Below are 13907 nucleotides of genomic sequence, written 5' to 3'. Positions count from 1 at the left end.
GACCCGAACTCCGCCGCCGTCGGGGCCATACCTTCGACTCCGCACGACAAGTAAGGACGCTTTCATGGACGAGATCACCCGAGACGTGGTCGTCATCGGAGCCGGCGCCGCCGGCCTCACCGCCGCCAACGACCTGCGCAAGGCCGGTCTCTCGGTCACGGTGCTCGAGGCGCGCGACCGCGTCGGCGGGCGCCTGTGGACCGATGTGATCGACGGAGCGATGCTCGAGCTGGGCGGACAGTGGGTGTCGCCCGACCAGACGGCGCTCATCGACACCGTCGCCGACCTGGGGCTGTCGACCTACAGCCGCTACCGCGAGGGCGACAGCGTCTACGTCGGCCCCGACGGCGAGACGAAGCGCTTCACCGGAGAGATGTTCCCCGTCGCGCCCGAGACCGAGAAGACCATCGACGAGGTGACCGCGCGCCTCGACGCCATGGTCGCCGAGATCGACCCCGACCGGCCGTGGGCGCACCCGCGGGCCGCCGAGTGGGACAGGATCTCGTGGGACGCCTGGCTGCGCGAGCAGACCGACGACGACGAGGCCGTCCGCAACCTTGCGTTCGCCACGGGCTCGGCGATGCTGACCAAGCCCACGCACACGTTCTCGCTGCTGCAGTCGCTGCACATGGCGGCATCCGCGGGCTCGTACTCGAATCTTGTCGACGCCGACTTCATCCTCGACAAGCGCGTCGCGGGGGGTCTGCAGCAGGTTCCCGAGCTGCTCGCCGAGCGCCTCGGCGACGACGTGCTGCTGAACCAGCCGGTGCGCCGCATCATCTGGGGCGACGCCGTCGCGACGCCCGAGCGCCCCGCCGATTCGGCGACGGGCCAGCGGGTCGACGACTTGCGCGCGCTGACCGCCCGCGTCGAGGCCGCGAAGACCTCCTCGGCGGGGGTCACCGTGATCGCCGACGGCGTCACGGTCCGCGCCCGCTTCGCGATCCTGGCGCTCGCGCCGGTGCTGTACTCGCGCATCTCGTTCGAGCCCCCGCTCCCGCGCCTGCAGCACCAGATGCACCAGCACATCTCGATGGGCTTCGTCATCAAGGTCCACGCCGTGTACGAGACCCCGTTCTGGCGCGAGAAGGGTCTGTCCGGCACCGCCTTCAGCCCCTACGAGCTCGCGCACGAGGCGTACGACAACACCAACCACGGCGACGAGCGCGGGACCCTCGTGGGCTTCGTCTCGGACCACAACGCCGACGACCTGTTCCGCCTCAGCGCCGAGGAGCGCAAGGAGCGCATCCTCGAGTCGCTGTCGCACTACTACGGTCCCGAGGCGAAGAACCCCGTCGTGTACTACGAGAGCGACTGGGGCACCGAGGAGTGGACGCGCGGTGCGTACGCCGCGAGCTTCGACATGGGCGGGCTGCACCGCTACGGGGCCGACCTGCGCGAGCCCGTGGGGGCGATCCACCTCGCGTGCAGCGACATGGCCGGAGCCGGCTTCCAGCACGTGGACGGAGCGATCCGCCAGGGGCGCCGTGCGGCCGAGGAGATCCTCGAGCGGACGCGCGGGTGACCGCCCGTCGCGTGGTGGTCGGCTACACCGCCACCGATGCGGGAGCCGACGCCCTCGCGCTCGGCGCACGGCTGGGTGCCGCTCTCGACGCCCCCGTGCACGCGGTCGTCGTACTGCCCTCGGCCGAGAACAACGTGTCGATCCCGACGGATGCCGGCTACGAGCGCCTCGTGCAGGACACCGCCCGCGGCTGGCTGCGCGAGGCCGTCGCGCCCTACCCCGGCATCCGCGGTCACGTCCGCTTCGCCCAGGCGGTGTCGGACGGACTCGTGGCGGCGGCCGAGGAGTTCGACGCCGGAGTCATCGTCGTCGGCACCGGCGGGGGCGGATCCCGCGGCCGTCATCGCCTCGGCACCACCGCCGAAGAGCTCGTCCACTCCGCGCCCGTCCCCGTCGCGCTCGCCCCCGAGGGAGCGCGCGAGGTCGACCCGGCTGTCGGGCTGCCGCGCGTCACCGCGGCGATCGGCACGCGCCCCGGAGCCGAGGTCCTGCTCGACGCCGCGGCATCCCTCTCCGGTCGGGCGAAAGCGCCCCTGCGGCTCCTCTCGCTCGCGGGCGTGGACCTGCCCGGCCGCGTCGATGCGTCCCTGACGAGATTGACCGGTCACGCGCACGCCGAGAGCGTGCTCGACGCCGCCCGCACGGCGCTTCCCGCTGAGATCGAGGTCGAGGCCGTCGTCGGTGCGGGCTCCGACATCGAAGACGCCGTCTCGCGCATCGACTGGCAGCCGGGCGAGGTGGCCCTCGTGGGCTCGAGCCGTCTCGCGCAGCCCCGCCGTCTGTTCCTCGGCTCCACCGCGGGGCGCATCCTCCGCGCCCTTCCCGTCCCCATGATCGTGGTGCCGCGCACCTCGGAGGCCTCCTCATGACCAGTTCTCGCAACGAGGCGAGTCCGGCACCGGACAGCGCCGTCACCACCGGCATCTCGAACAAGGGACTGCGGGTCGGCTCGATCGGCATGATCGGCGCCGTCGTCATCGGCATCTCGACGATCGCCCCCGCGTACACGTTGACCGGAGCCCTCGGCCCGACCGTGTCGGCCGTGGGCTTCCAGGTGCCCGCGATCATCCTCGTCGGTTTCATCCCGATGCTCCTCGTCGCCCTCGGCTATCGCGAACTGAACTCGCGAATGCCGGATGCCGGCACCTCCTTCACCTGGGCAGCCCGCGCCTTCGGGCCGTGGGTGGGGTGGATGGCGGGCTGGGGCCTGATCGCCGCCACCGTCATCGTGCTGTCGAACCTGGCCGGTATCGCCGTGGACTTCCTGTTCCTGCTGATCGCGCAGCTCACCGGCAACGCCGAGATCGCCGAGCTCACCCGTGTGGTCCCGATCAACGTGGCCGTCTGCCTGATCTTCATGCTGTTGGCCACGATCGTGTCGTACCGCGACCTGCAGACCACCCAGCGCCTGCAGTACGGCCTGGTCGGTTTCCAGATCCTCGTTCTGCTGATCTTCGCGGGCGCGGCCGTCGTCGAGATGATGAACGGCAACGCCTTCGACGCGAGTCCCGTGCAGGCGTCGTGGTTCAACCCCTTCGAGGTCTCGTCCTTCAGCTCGTTCGCCGCCGGGCTCTCGCTGTCGATCTTCATCTTCTGGGGGTGGGACGTCATCCTCACGATGAACGAGGAGACGAAGGATCCCGACAAGACGCCGGGTCGTGCGGCGACCGTCACCGTGTTCCTGATCGTCGCGCTGTACCTGCTGATCGCCGTCGCGCTGCTCATGTTCGCGGGCAACGGCACGGGGGAGTTGGGCCTGGGCAACGAGGACATCCAGGAGAACGTGTTCTTCCACCTGTCGGGCCCGATTCTGGGACCCCTCGCGTTCCTCGTCTCGCTCGCGGTGCTCACCAGCTCGGCATCCTCGCTGCAGGCGACCTTCGTGGGGCCCGCGCGCACGCTCCTGGCCATGGCCCACTACGACGCTTTGCCCAAGAAATTCGCGAGGGTCAGTCCCCGTTTCTTCACCCCGGGCTACGCCACCGTCGCCTCGGCGATCGTCGCGTCGGCGTTCTACGCCGTCATGCGGGTGCTGAGCGAGAACGTGCTCACCGACACCATCACCGCCCTGGGCGCGATGATCTGCTTCTACTACGGCCTGACCGCCTTCGCGTGCGTCTGGTACTTCCGCAGGCAATGGTTCGATTCGGTGCGCAACGTCTTCCTGACGCTGCTCGCTCCCCTCGTCGGCGGGCTGATCCTCGCGGTGCTGTTCGTGACCACCCTCATCGACAGCGCGAGCCCCGACTACGGCTCGGGTTCCGAGATCGGCGGCGTGGGTCTCGTGTTCGTGATCACCGTGGTGATCATCGTGGTCGGACTCGTTCTCATGATCGCCCAGCGCGTGGCGAGCCCGGGCTTCTTCCGCGGTGAGACCCTGGGTCGACAAGCCCCCGCCAGCGCCCGCCGCCGCATCACGTCCTGACAACGAAACGAAAAGGAGCACCATGAGCGACTACGCCGTCGTCAATCCCGCGACCGGTGAGACCCTCGCCGAGTACGACACGCTGAGCGACTCCCGAGTCGAAGCAGCGATCGCCTCCGCCCACGACGGATACCGCGTGTGGTCGCGCACCGCCCCGGCCGAGCGTGCCGAGGGCCTGCGCCGCGTCGCCCAGCTGCACCGCGAGCGCCGCGACGACCTCGCCGCGATCATCGTCCGCGAGATGGGCAAGCCCCTCGAGGCGGCGCTCGGCGAGGTGGACTTCGCCGCCGACATCACCGAGTACTACGCCGACAACATCGACAAGATCACCGGCGACAGCCCGCTCGACATCCTGGGCGAGGGTACGGCGGTGATCCGCCGCTCTCCGCTGGGGGTGCTGCTCGGCATCATGCCGTGGAACTTCCCGTACTACCAGGTCGCCCGTTTCGCCGCCCCGAACCTCGCCGTCGGCAACACGATCCTTCTCAAGCACGCGCCCCAGTGCCCCGAATCGGCCGAGGCGTTGCAGGCGATCTACCGCGACGCGGGCCTGCCCGAGGGGGCGTACGTGAACATCCGCGTCACCAACGACCAGGCGGCGACCGTCATCGCCGACCGCCGCGTGCAGGGCGTGTCGGTGACGGGGTCCGAGCGTGCGGGGGCGGCGGTGGCGGAGATCGCCGGTCGCAACCTCAAGAAGGTCGCGCTCGAGCTCGGCGGATCCGACCCGTTCATCCTGCTCTCCACGGAGGATCTGGATGCGGCGGTGCAGTCAGCCGTCGACGCCCGTCTCGACAACAACGGTCAGTCCTGCAACGGCGCCAAGCGCTTCATCGTGATCGACGAGCTCTACGACGCGTTCCTCGAGAAGTTCTCGGCTGCGCTCGGCGAGGCCAAGGTGGGCGACCCGTTCGCCGACGACACGGTCCTCGGCCCCCTCTCGTCGCTGGCTGCGGCCGAGCGTCTCGACGAGCAGGTGCAGCGCGCGGTCGCGCAGGGCGCCACGGTCGAGGTCGGCGGCACCCGTGACGGCGCGTTCTACCCGGGCACCGTGCTCACGGGTGTCACGCGCGAGATGGACGCCTACGGCGAGGAGTTCTTCGGCCCGGTCGGCACCGTCTACCGCGTCTCGAGCGAGGACGAGGCCGTCGATCTCGCGAACGACACCGGCTACGGTCTCGGCTCTTACGTCTTCACGACGGATGCCGAGCAGGCTCAGCGCATCGCCGATCGGATCGAGGCCGGCATGGTCTACGTCAACGTCGTGCTCGCCGACTCGCCCGAGCTGCCGTTCGGCGGGGTCAAGCGCAGCGGCACCTCGCGCGAGATGGGCCTGCTGGCGGCCGACGAGTTCGTCAACAAGAAGCTCATCCGTACGGCCTGACCTCACGAACGACGACGGCGGCACCCGGAGGGGTGCCGCCGTCGTCGTTCGTGAGGAACCCGTCAGCTGCGCAGTGTGCTGCGCACCTCCGCCGCCTCGCCGTGGCGGCCGAGCGCCTCGAGGGCGTCGCCGAGGTCGATGGCGATCGCCTGGCGCAGCTGCTCCTGTCCCTCGGCGTGTTCGTGAGCCGAGCGCAGCACCGCGGCGGCCTCTTCGATGCGTTCCGTATCCCGCAGGATCCGGGCCGCGAGGAGTTCCGACGCTCCCGCCTGCGGCGCGCCCCCGGCGGCGAGGAATCCGTCGGCCGCCTGGAGCGCGTTGGCGACCGCTTCGTCGATGCGACCGGTGCCGCCGAGGATCCGCGCGCGCGTGTCGAGGAGGTCGGCCACGAGCCACCCCGCCTCGTCGGCCCGACCGATCTCGAGCGCCTCGTCCAGCATCGCGAGGGCGTCGTCGTCCCCGCGTTGGGCCTTGGCCTGGGCGAGGGAGTGCAGGGCATCGGCGAGCATGCCGCGATTGTCGGGGTCGGTTCGTGCGGCCGCGACCGCCGTCGTCAACGTCTCGACCGCTTCGTCCTCTTCGCCGAGCCGACCGAGCAGGTGCGCACGGGCCACGAGTGCCGATGCGCGGCGGGCCGGCTCCTCGGCCTCGACGTGCAGGTCGGCCGTGATCTCCCACGCGCGCAGGGCGTTGCCCCATTCCTCGGCGTGCTCGAAGGCTCGAGCGAGCAGCCCCACCGTGATGGCCCGCGACCCCGGTGCCTCGTTCGCCGCCGTCTCCCGTTCGAGTACGTCGTCGATCACCTCGATCGCCTCGTGCGGGGCGCCGGCAGCCAGGAGGGCGCGGCCCAGCCCGTAGAGAAGCCCGGTGGTCGGCTCACCCGTGGCCTCGAGGCGCTGCAGGGCGACCCGGTAGCCGGCGACGGCTCGGTCGTTCTCGCCCGCGCGTTCCGCGAGCTGCGCGCCCAACGACAGGGCGCTCGCGACGGCGTGGTCGTCGACGTCCCAGACCAGGAGCAGTCGCGCGGCCTCGTCGGCATCGTCGGCACCCCTCCGGGGCTCGCCCAGCGCATCCTGGATCGTCGCCCGATCCATCAGCAGTCGCACGCGTCGCCCCGGGGCGACCGTGTCCTCGGACAGCAGCGCGTCGAGCACCTCGAGCGCCCGCTCGGGCTCGTCTGCCGCTCGTCGCACATCCGCCTCGAGATGAGTCAGGGCGTGCGTGCGCTCGATATCGCCCTCCCGCGCGTACAGATCCCGGGCGCGGCGACTCGCGTCGAGGGCATCGTCGAGCCGATTCTCGACGAGGTGGCGGAAGGCGATGACCGTCAGCAGGTGAGCCGTCAAGTCAGCGGGAGCGTCGGGGTGAGCATCGAGTGTCCGGCGAGCGACCTCGTCGTCGACACCGAACAGGGCAGGGCCACGTTCGGCCTCGATGTCGGCACGATCGTCTCGTCCGAGCGCGCGCAGAGCCTCCACGCGCGCCTCGAGCACGGCTGCAGCGTCGCCGTGGCGTGCTTCGGCGACGAGCGCGCGCAGGAGCGCGAAGGTCAGGGTCACGCGATCGGCGGCGTCGGCGTCGTCGAGCACGTCGGCGAGGGCGTCGATCGCGGTCGGGGTGCCGACGGCGGCGAGCACCTGGGCGCGCTCGATGCGTTCGGCGAGGTTCCGCTCACGAGGGGCGGCGGCCGGGGCGGAGAAACCCGACGACGACAGCGGGACGTCGTAGTGCTCTCGCTCGAGCGCTCGCGTGCGCTCCAGTCGGCGTGCGTGCGCGTCGTTGCCGTTGCGTCGATCGAATGCCGCCGCGATCTCGTCGGCCCGTGCCCAGCACAGGGAGGCCAGCTCGGATGCCGCCAGCATCGCCTCGCGCCCACCGAGCAGCGGCGCGAGCTCGGCGGCATCCGATCCCCGTACGGGGGTGTCTCCGTGGCCGGCGCGGGTCACGGCGTCGAGAGCCAGCGCGAAGGCGGCGAAGGCCTCCTGGTGCGCCTCGGCGTTGAGACCGTCGTGGGCCAACCACCGCAGGTGCTTCTCGACGAGGCTCAGGGCGCGTGCCTCGTTGCCGGTCAGCGCGCAGAAGACCACGTTGTCGGCGATGATCGTGAGGTTGTCGGGGTTCTCCCTCGCCAGCCGGTAGCTGCGCAGATGGAACGCGCGGGCCTGATCCAGGCGGCCCGCTCGCAACAGGGGCAGAAGTGCGAGAGCGAGAGCGCGTTCGGGCTCCTCGCCGCACGTGAAGCCGCCCTCGACCATCTCTTCGACGAGGCGGATGGTCTCGTCCTCGCGCCCTGTCTCGGCGAAGAACCCGGCGAACTGGCTGCGGACGCAGGCGTCGCAGTGGCTGTATTCGTCACGCGGTGTCGCCTCGAGGCGTTCGCGGAGAGCAGCGGCCTCGTCGATGCGGCCGGCCGCCCACGCGTCCTCGAATCGCGCCATCATCGCACCGCTCGGCCCGACGCCGGCGCGGTGGTAGTGCTCTTCCATGTCATCGAGAACGGCGTCGATCTGCTCGCTCGAGAACTCGGGCGAGCCGCGCAGGGCACCGGCCATCCACTTGTACTGCCAGAGCAGATCGCCGGCCGGCTCCAGCTCGGCGGGGAAACGTTCGGGATCGGCGTCGTGCTGCGCGAGGCACCACGCGAAAGAGGTCAGCATGAGATCGGTGTCGCCGATCATGTTGGCGCTCGAGGTCTGACGCAGGCGCGCCTCGTACTCGAGGCGCGCGTCACCGCTCTCTTGCGCGCGGGCCACGGCCTCGGCCACGAGGGCGCGCTCCCGGGGACCCCATGGCGTCCGGTCGATCTCGTCGAACAGAGCGCGGATGCTCTCGGCGGCGGCGGTCATTCGGGTCCTTTCGTGAGGGGGTCGGGGGAAGAGGCTGCGAGCTCGATCAGATCGGCGAGGGCCGACGACATCAGCGCCCGGTCTCCCCCTCCGAGGGGATGGTGACCGGCGAGCAGCGCCTGCACGTAGAGCACCTGCACGCCCGCGGCGAAAGCCCGCCCCTCGGGGGCATGCGCGAGGCGTTGCACGGTCGGGTTCGTCCAGTTCACGCACAGACGCGAGGCGGGCCTGTCGTGTGCCTGGTCGAGCGGCCGCGCACCGGCGCGCTCGGCACGATCCAGCACTCCGGCCCAGAGCGATCCCCCCGCGCTGCGCGCGCGCCCGCGGTCGAGTGCGCGCAGCACGTCGGGGTCGGCGACGAAGAGGGCGGGCGTCTCCGCGCGCTCGAAGGCGCGTGCCACCACCTCGACGGTGCCCAGGGCATCACGAGCGCGTTCCTCGAAGGCGAGGGCGAGCGCGCGCTGATCCCATGGAGGCGGGTCGAGACGGTCGATCTCGTCGACGACGTCGACGGCTTCGACGCGCACGTCGGGCATGACCTCGGGAAGCATCCGGATGAGTTCGTCGTCGTAGAGATAGCCGCCGTTGACGAGGATCGAACCGGCCGGGGAGACACTCGCGACCTGTCGGAACGCCTCGACGGACTCGGCGAACCGGACGGGGGAGGAGCGCCCGACGAGGTCGTCGATGCGGAGGCGTCCGACGTTCGTCTCGACCGACAGCCAGGGCACGATGAACCGCGCCAGCTCGTCGTCGTGGCGGACCAGCGACTTCAGCGCGACCTCGTGCACGCTCACGACCTGCGCCAGGCGGAGGGGATCGCTGAGCGCGAGGTCGAGAATCCACCGGCGGATGGCATCCCCCAGCTCCGTCCGGGTCTGCTCGAGCGCGTCGTCCGCCACGAGCGCCTCGCGGCTCGCCGTCGGGTGCAGTCCCGCCGAGTCGACCACCGCTCGGACGAAGAACGCCCAGTCCGGGAGGAGATCCTCGGCGCGTTCGGTGAGCAGCATGCGCTGCAGGTACACCCGCGTGCTCTGACGAGCGGTGGATGCCGGGGCGAACGGCAGCACGAAGGCCAGGCCGCGTGTCTGAGTGGCGGGGACGGCGAGCGGGATGATCGCGAGCGGTTCCGCGCCCAGCAGTTCGCGCCCGTACGCCGCCTGTTCCTCGCGGTCATCGCCGAGGAACGGGGGAGCGGCGGTGATGGTCGTCTCGCCGCCGGCGGGGAGGTCGACGCTCACCGAGATCGGGAGGAAACGCCCGAAGGTCTCGGCCAGCTCGATGACGGTAGCGGTGCTCAACAGCGCGCGGCTGTCGCCGCGCGGGCGCAGGTGCACGCTCGTCCCCACCGGGGTGTCGTCGGGGGCGGCGCCGACCTCGAAGGTCCCGTCCGTGCGCCCCCTCCACTGCACGGGCGCGGAGCCACGGGCACTGCGGGAGCGGATGACGATGTCGTCGCACACCATGAAGCACGAAAGCATGCCGATGCCGAACTGCCCCAGGAAGTCGGAGCGCGGCAGATCGAACACATCGCGCTTGGAGCTGCGGCCCACCGTCCCGAGCAGATCCGCCACATCGTCGAGTGTCAGGCCCACCCCATCGTCGCGGAGGACGAACTCATCGGATGACGCGCTGATCGGGGTGATCCGGACGCGACCGCCGCCGCCGTCGACCTCTCGACGCGCGGCGATCGCGTCGACGGCGTTCTGCAGGAGCTCGCGCAGGAACACGCGGGGACCGGAGTAGATGTGGCGGCTCAACAGGTCGATGACGCCGCGCAGATCGACCTGGAAGTGCTGGGCGGGCGCGTGCGAACTCATCGGGATGCTCCTGAACTCTCACCGGTCGCCGATGAGTCGGGGGCCAAGGTGGCGACCGTTTCCCAGCCTATCCACGAGCGCTCGCCGTGAGACTGCCGGGGGGCTCCGTTCGTCGGCGGTCCGCCCGATGCCGTACACTTGCAGTGCAGTCGAAATCTGCATTCTTTCGCCGTGCCCCCGGGCGCGTGGCATCCCTCCCCCGGGAGATTCCAGGCGGAAGCGCGTGGATTTCGCATCCTGGATCCCTCGGGATCTTAGGGCGGTAGCTCAATTGGCAGAGCAGCGGTCTCCAAAACCGCAGGTTGCAGGTTCGATTCCTGTCCGCCCTGCGCACAGCGCACGCTGGCACAGACAACAGACCTAGGTGGTTCGATGACGCAGGACGAGGCGAAGGGCGAGATCGTCGCCGAGCGCGGCGCGCCCCGCGAGAAGAAGCTCAACTTCTTCGCGCGGATCGCCCTGTTCATTCGTCAGGTCTTCGCAGAACTGCGCAAGGTCGTCACGCCGACGCGGCAGGAGCTGATCAAGTTCACCGCCGTCGTCCTCGGGTTCGTCGTCGTCATGATGGCGATCGTCTACGGCCTCGACGTGCTGTTCGTGTGGATCACCACCGCCGTCTTCGGCGTCCCCGGTACCGCCGGCGCCTGACCGGCGTCTGGACGGACGCGCGGCGCCGAGAGCGGCCGCCTCTGAACGGAAGAGATCACAGTGTCTGAAAGATATGTCGACGACGCCGACTGGGCGACGGCCGCCGAGCAGTCCAGCGAGGACGACGAAGCCCAGGAGGGCAACGTGCTCGAGTCCCAGGAGCGCGCCTCCGACTCGGCCGAGCATGCCGCGGTCCACATCGTCGACGACGAGACCGACACCGACGACGCCGATCTCGGCGACATCGACATCACCGACCCGGAGGCGGACGCGATCGTGAACGACGCTCTCGAGATCGACGAGACCAGCGAGGCCGAGGCCGCCGCCGAGGTCCTCAACGACTCCCTCGCGGAGGAGCAGGCGGAAGAGGCTGCCGAGGCCGCCGACGAGGTCACCCCCTACGACGGTCCCGACGTCAACGGCGAGCCCGACGCTCCCGTGCTCGACGAGGACTTCGTCGACGAGGTCGCCGCCGCCTCGAGCGAGATCGACGAAGCCGAGGCTGCCGAGTCGCCCGCCGATGTCGACGGCACCGAGTCCGACGAAGACGCCGACCCGTACGAGGCGTTCCGCACCGAGCTGCGCTCGCTCCCCGGTAAGTGGTTCGTCATCCACTCCTACGCCGGCTTCGAGCGCAAGGTGAAGGCCAACATCGAGCAGCGCAAGTCGACGCTCGAGGTCGAGGACGACATCTACCAGGTCGAGGTCCCCATGGAGGACGTCGTCGAGATCAAGAACGGCCAGCGCAAGATGGTCAACCGCGTGCGCATCCCCGGCTACGTGCTGGTGCGCATGGACCTCAACGAAGACACTTGGTCGGTCGTTCGCCACACCCCCGGTGTCACCGGCTTCGTGGGCAACGCCCACAACCCGACCCCGCTGCGCTTCGAAGAAGCCTTCAACATGCTGAAGAGCCTCGTCGAGGTCAAGGAGGCCGCCCCCGTCAAGGGTGCCGCCGCCAAGGGCTCGGCCACCACGGCCCGTGTCATCCCCGCCGAGGTCGACTTCGAGACCGGCGAGACGATCACCATCAAGGAAGGCTCGTTCGCGGGTCTGCCCGGCACGATCAGCGAGATCAAGCCCGAGAGCGGCAAGCTCACGGTGCTCGTGTCGCTCTTCGAGCGCGAGACCCCGGTCGAGCTGTCGTTCGACCAGGTCACCAAGATGATCTGACGCTCCCGCGTCTTCGCGAACGCCTCGCTCGGCTCCGGCCGGCGGGGCGTTCGCCGTTCCCGCCCCGAACGCCGTGCCCCGCCCCCGCGCGGCCCCGCCCCGAACGCCCTGCCCCGCCCCCGCCCCGCGCCGCGCCCGCGCCGCCCCGCGCCCGCGCCGCGCCCGCGCCGCCCCGCGCCCGCCCCGCCCCCGCGCCGCGCCCGGGGCGTTCGCCGTTCCCGCCCCGAACCCAGGCATAAACGCGATCCACTCGTATAAACGCGATGTCCACGTGTTTCTGCGCGTGAATGGCGTTTATGCGTGTCACATCGAGCGGGTGTTCCTCCCGACGGAGACCAGGGCGGCCCCCTCGGAGCGACGCACGGGCTGCAGCCCGGCGGAGAGGAGGGCGCCACGCAGCGCCTCGACGCGGAGAGCTCCCGCGTAGTCCCACCGGGCGACGTGCCACCCCTGCCGTCGAAGAGCGTCCTCACGGCGCTTCTCGGCCCGGACGGCCTCGGCCGCTGCGGCGGCATCCGTGTCGCTGTACTTCATCCACCCGTCGACCTCGCCGATGATCTTCCGCTCAGGCCAGCAGAAGTCCGACCGGTAGATGCGTCCGTCGACGCCGTGCTCCGTCTGGAGCGCGGGGGTGGGGAACCCGCACCACTCGATGACCGCTCGACTGACCGACTCTGCCGGTGACTCCGCCAGCGGCGTCGCGCGCGACAGCGCCCACAGCGCGCGTCGCGCCCCGAACGTGGTCTGCTGCGCGGCGGCGAGATCGAGCAATCGCGGGGTGTCGAGGCCGAAAGACCGGGCCGCGGCATCGGCGACGGCGAGCCCGAATGCGGGAGGCAGCACCCGGGCGAGGTCGATCACGACGTCCTCGATGGCGCTCACGCGGATGCCGGCGATCGAGCAGTTCGTTCTCTCGTCGGCGCTCGTGTGAACGGTGACGTCGCCGTACGTCACCGATCTCGACCGGCGTCCGTCGAAGATGTGGATCGCTCGCGGGTGCCCGAAGACGGGGAGTCCCAGCAGCGAGGCGGCGGACTCGTGTGAGAACACGGCATCCTGTCTCGCCGAAGCGAACGCATGGACCCGAACGAGGTAGCGCTCCCACGGCTTCAGTGCCTCCCATGCGGCGCGGACCGTGTACACACCGGCGCGCACGCGGAGCAGGGATTCGTCTCGCCACAACGGTGGTCCGGATCGGGGCGCGTGCGAGGCGCGGATCAGTGGTGCCGGGGAGGCGCGTAGCGATCGGGGAACGATGTCCATCCGGTGAGGGTGCCAGTTCGCGGGCGGGTGCGTGCCGCGGGGTGTGGATAACTCGCGAAGGGGCCTCGTATAAACGCTCCTCGCGCGCATAAACACGATGCACACGCGTTTATGCGCGCGGATCGCGTTTATGCGTCAGGGCGGAGCGCGGAGCGCGGAGCGCGGGGGAGGGTGCGGCGCGGGGGAGGGTGCGGCGCGGGGGAGGGTGCGGCGCGGGGACGGTGGGGCGCGATGGCCGCGGGGACGGACGACGCGGGATGCCGAAAGCCCCGACGTCGCGTACAATGGCAAGGTTGCGTGTGTCAGTGCGCAACGACCGCTGTCCGGAACCGCCGGGCGTGCGGGAGAGAGGGAGCCGCGAGGTTTCCGCTCGAGAGAGGAAAAGGATATGGCACCCAAGAAAAAGGTGACCGGCCTGATCAAGCTCCAGATCAAGGCAGGCGCGGCCAACCCCGCACCGCCGATCGGTCCGGCGCTCGGTCAGCACGGCGTCAACATCATGGAGTTCTGCAAGGCCTACAACGCGGCGACCGAAGCCCAGCGCGGCAACGTCATCCCCGTTGAGATCACGGTCTACGAAGACCGCAGCTTCACCTTCATCCTGAAGACCCCGCCGGCGGCGGAGCTCATCAAGAAGGCGGCTGGACTGGCCAAGGGTTCGTCCACGCCCCACACGGTCAAGGTGGGCAAGCTCACCAAGGACCAGGTTCGCGAGATCGCCACCACGAAGCAGCCCGACCTGAACGCGAACGACATCGAGGCCGCCTCGAAGATCATCGCCGGCACCGCCCGTTCCATGGGCATCACGGTCGAGGACTGAGGG

Annotated in this window: 10 protein-coding genes and 1 tRNA gene; 8 read left to right on the top strand and 3 right to left on the bottom strand. The window is 70.2% G+C overall.

Translation table 11 applies throughout. The features are described 5' to 3' along the window. Positions 1-64: 64 nt before the first annotated feature. From DEU35_RS08545 to DEU35_RS08530, 4 genes are read left to right on the top strand one after another with little or no spacing between them, the layout of a single operon-like run. Positions 65-1525: an NAD(P)/FAD-dependent oxidoreductase gene (locus tag DEU35_RS08545; protein ID WP_116239225.1), complete on the top strand. Its 1461-nt coding sequence runs from the start codon at positions 65-67 to the stop codon at positions 1523-1525. Then, on the top strand, positions 1522-2394 hold the full coding sequence (locus DEU35_RS08540; RefSeq protein ID WP_103205962.1) for a universal stress protein: 873 nt from the start codon (positions 1522-1524) through the stop codon (positions 2392-2394). The genes DEU35_RS08545 and DEU35_RS08540 overlap by 4 nt, the downstream gene beginning before the upstream one ends. Then, entirely contained in the window at positions 2391-3950 is a 1560-nt protein-coding gene (locus tag DEU35_RS08535; protein WP_116239224.1) for an APC family permease, read from the top strand. The genes DEU35_RS08540 and DEU35_RS08535 overlap by 4 nt, the downstream gene beginning before the upstream one ends. Positions 3951-3972: 22 nt before the next feature. Further along, on the top strand, positions 3973-5334 hold the full coding sequence (locus DEU35_RS08530) for an NAD-dependent succinate-semialdehyde dehydrogenase (RefSeq protein WP_103205964.1): 1362 nt from the start codon (positions 3973-3975) through the stop codon (positions 5332-5334). A gap of 62 nt (positions 5335-5396) precedes the next feature. Here DEU35_RS08530 and DEU35_RS08525 read toward each other — a convergent pair whose 3' ends face one another. Beyond that, on the bottom strand, positions 5397-8180 hold the full coding sequence (locus tag DEU35_RS08525; protein ID WP_116239223.1) for a hypothetical protein: 2784 nt from the start codon (positions 8178-8180) through the stop codon (positions 5397-5399). After that, positions 8177-10000 (bottom strand): HSP90 family protein, encoded by a 1824-nt coding sequence (locus tag DEU35_RS08520; RefSeq protein ID WP_116239222.1) that lies wholly within the window; start codon positions 9998-10000, stop codon positions 8177-8179. The genes DEU35_RS08525 and DEU35_RS08520 overlap by 4 nt, the downstream gene beginning before the upstream one ends. Before the next feature lie 256 nt (positions 10001-10256). Here DEU35_RS08520 and DEU35_RS08515 point away from each other — a divergent pair. From DEU35_RS08515 to nusG, 3 genes are all read left to right on the top strand, one after another. Next, a tRNA-Trp gene (locus tag DEU35_RS08515) sits at positions 10257-10329 on the top strand. Between the two features lie 43 nt (positions 10330-10372). Further along, positions 10373-10648, top strand: a complete 276-nt coding sequence (gene secE / locus DEU35_RS08510; protein WP_056230372.1) for a preprotein translocase subunit SecE — start codon at positions 10373-10375, stop codon at positions 10646-10648. Between the two features lie 60 nt (positions 10649-10708). Then, entirely contained in the window at positions 10709-11821 is a 1113-nt protein-coding gene (nusG, locus tag DEU35_RS08505; RefSeq protein WP_103205967.1) for a transcription termination/antitermination protein NusG, read from the top strand. Positions 11822-12124: 303 nt separating this feature from the next. Here the strand turns inward: nusG and DEU35_RS08500 are convergent, their stop codons facing one another. Then, positions 12125-12871 (bottom strand): hypothetical protein, encoded by a 747-nt coding sequence (locus DEU35_RS08500; protein ID WP_147301853.1) that lies wholly within the window; start codon positions 12869-12871, stop codon positions 12125-12127. 601 nt (positions 12872-13472) lie between these two features. On the opposite strand from DEU35_RS08500, the gene rplK reads away from it, so the two are divergent. Then, positions 13473-13904 (top strand): 50S ribosomal protein L11, encoded by a 432-nt coding sequence (gene rplK, locus DEU35_RS08495; protein WP_013585556.1) that lies wholly within the window; start codon positions 13473-13475, stop codon positions 13902-13904. The last annotated feature ends 3 nt before the right edge of the window (positions 13905-13907 follow it).

This window comes from Microbacterium sp. AG157, assembly GCF_003385695.1.
In the GTDB taxonomy this organism is placed as follows: Bacteria; Actinomycetota; Actinomycetes; order Actinomycetales; family Microbacteriaceae; genus Microbacterium; species Microbacterium testaceum.
Note: the sequence above shows the minus strand (reverse complement) of the source record. Positions and strands in the feature narration are given on the sequence as shown.